Raw genomic sequence first — 2,289 nt, 5'->3', positions numbered from 1 at the left:
CCCGGTCCCGCCGGGTCCGCCCCGGCGGTGCTCCCGGTGGAGGAGACCGGCCCGCACTTCTTCGACGAGGACCCGGCGGGACCGGGAGAACCGGCACCGGCGGACGCCGGCGGCGCGAGCGGCGCGCCGCCGTCCGGTGCCGGACGGCTGGTGCCCGGCACCCAGGCGGCACCGTTCCAGTACCGGACGTATCCGGGAATGGACGGGTCCGGGTAGAAGCCTTCGCGCGGCGTGTCGTCGCCGGGGGCCGGGGTTGGGGCGCTCATGTCCGTCGTCCCGTATCTGCTCGCGGGTGGGTCGGGGGGACCACATCTACCAGACGGGTCCGGGAACCAGGGCCCGTCCCGCCGGACACACCCCTTTCGGGCGCCGATGTGGTACCGCGGAGGAACTTCCGCGAACCCGCGTAATGCTCCCGGGTCCTCCCCCTCTCCCCCGTGACGACCCCTGGCGGGCGCCCGTACGAGAGAGCACGAGAGAGAGGACCCGCGCCATGGACACCGTGGTGGAGCGTGAGGTGGAACTGCGGCTCATCCTGTCGCCGGAGCGGAACGTGCCGGTGCCGGCCCGGCTCGGCTACCGCACCGACGACCCCTACGCCGTGCACATCGTCTTCCACGTCGACTCCGGGCAGCCGGTGCACTGGACGTTCGCCCGTGAACTGCTGGTCGAGGGCGTGTTCCGGCCGTGCGGGCACGGTGACGTGCGGGTGTGGCCGTCGAGGGCGGCGGGGCGCGACGCCGTCCTGGTGGCGCTGAGCTCGCCCGGCGGGGACGCCCTGCTGGAGGTGCCGGCGGCGCAGGTGTCGTCGTGGCTGGAGCGGACGCTGCGGGTGGTGCCGTCGGGCAGCGAGGGCGGGCGGCTCGGGCTGGACGACGCACTGGCCGCGCTGCTCGCCCCGTGAGGGCGCGGGGCGCGCGGGAGGGCGGCGGGTCAGAAGAGCTTGCCCGGGTTGAGGAGGTTCAGCGGGTCGAAGGCCTGTTTGACGGCCCGCTGCATCTCCATGCCCACCGGGCCGATCTCGCGGGCCAGCCATTCCTTCTTCAGGACGCCGACGCCGTGCTCGCCGGTGATGGTGCCGCCGAGTTCCAGGCCGAGGGCCATGATCTCGTCGAAGGAGTCGCGGGCCCGGCGGGACTCCTCGGGGTCCCGGGCGTCGAAGCAGACGGTCGGGTGGGTGTTGCCGTCCCCCGCGTGGGCGACGACCCCGATGGTGAGCCGGTACTTCTCGGCGATCCGCTCGACGCCGTCGAGGAGTTCGCCGAGCCGGGAGCGGGGCACGCACACGTCGTCGATCATCGTGGTGCCCTTGACCGCCTCCAGAGCGACCAGGGACAGGCGCCGGGCCTGGAGCAGCAGTTCGGACTCGGCGGCGTCCTCGGCCGGGACGACCCCGGTGGCGCCGGCCGCCTCGCACAGCGCGCCCAGGGCGGCGAGGTCGGCGGCGGGGTCGGTGGTGTCGAACGCGGCGAGCAGCAGGGCCTCGGTGCTTTCCGGCAGTCCCATCCGGGCCATGTCGTTGACGGCCCGGACCGTCGTGCGGTCCATCAGCTCGAGGAGCGAGGGGACGTGTCCGCCGGCCATGATGCGGCACACGGCGTCGCAGGCGGCGGCGCCGGAGGCGAACTCGGCGGCCAGCACCAGTTGCCGGGGCGGCCGGGGCCGCAGGGCGAGGATCGCGCGCACGACGATGCCGAGGGAGCCCTCGGAGCCGACGAACAGGCGGGTCAGGTCGTACCCGGCGACGCCCTTGGCGGTGCGGCGGCCGGTGGACATCAGGCGGCCGTCGGCGAGGACCACGTCGAGGCCGAGCACGTACTCGGCGGTGACGCCGTACTTCACGCAGCACAGCCCGCCGGAGGCGGTGCCGATGTTGCCCCCGATGGTGCAGGTCTCCCAGCTGGAGGGGTCGGGCGGGTAGGAGAGGCCGTGTTCGCCGGCGGCGCGGGAGAGGGCGGCGTTGACGACGCCGGGTTCGACGACGGCGACCCGGTCGACGGGGTTGATCTCCAGGATGGCGTCCATCCTGGTCAGGGAGAGCACGATGCATCCGTCGGTCGCGTTGGCGGCGCCGGACAGGCCGGTGCGGGCACCCTGCGGGACGACGGGGACGCGCAGGGCGGTGGCGGTGCGCATGACGTGCTGCACCTGTTCGACCGTACGGGGCAGGACGACCACCGCCGGGGCCCCGGCCGGGCAGAAGCTCGCCATGTCGTGGGCGTAGGAGGCCGTGACGTCGGGGTCGGTGAGCACGGCCTCGGGGGGCAGGCCGTCGAGCAGCCGGCCGAC

Annotated in this window: 3 protein-coding genes; 1 reads left to right on the top strand and 2 read right to left on the bottom strand. The window is 74.3% G+C overall.

Features of this window, described 5'->3' with window-relative positions:
- Positions 1 to 266 (bottom strand): DUF2510 domain-containing protein (locus tag AOK18_RS34750; RefSeq protein WP_240503316.1); only part of this gene is annotated, 266 nt, incomplete at its 3' end.
- A 227-nt stretch (positions 267 to 493) separates the two neighbouring features.
- Between AOK18_RS34750 and AOK18_RS26195 the strand changes: the two genes are divergently transcribed.
- Complete coding sequence (locus tag AOK18_RS26195) at positions 494 to 904, top strand: SsgA family sporulation/cell division regulator (protein WP_055695947.1); 411 nt, start codon at positions 494 to 496, stop codon at positions 902 to 904.
- A gap of 29 nt (positions 905 to 933) precedes the next feature.
- Here AOK18_RS26195 and AOK18_RS26190 read toward each other — a convergent pair whose 3' ends face one another.
- Entirely contained in the window at positions 934 to 2,280 is a 1,347-nt protein-coding gene (locus AOK18_RS26190; RefSeq protein ID WP_079105189.1) for an FAD-binding oxidoreductase, read from the bottom strand.
- Positions 2,281 to 2,289: the final 9 nt, after the last annotated feature.

Origin of the sequence: Streptomyces prasinopilosus (assembly GCF_001419695.1) — a bacterium.
Taxonomy (GTDB): Bacteria; Actinomycetota; Actinomycetes; order Streptomycetales; family Streptomycetaceae; genus Streptomyces; species Streptomyces prasinopilosus.
Note: the sequence above shows the minus strand (reverse complement) of the source record. Positions and strands in the feature narration are given on the sequence as shown.

Coding starts and splice junctions, on each gene's coding strand:
- AOK18_RS26195 (WP_055695947.1), top strand. CDS start 494: ATGGACACCGTGGTGGAGCGTGAGGTGGAACTGCGGCTCATCCTGTCG.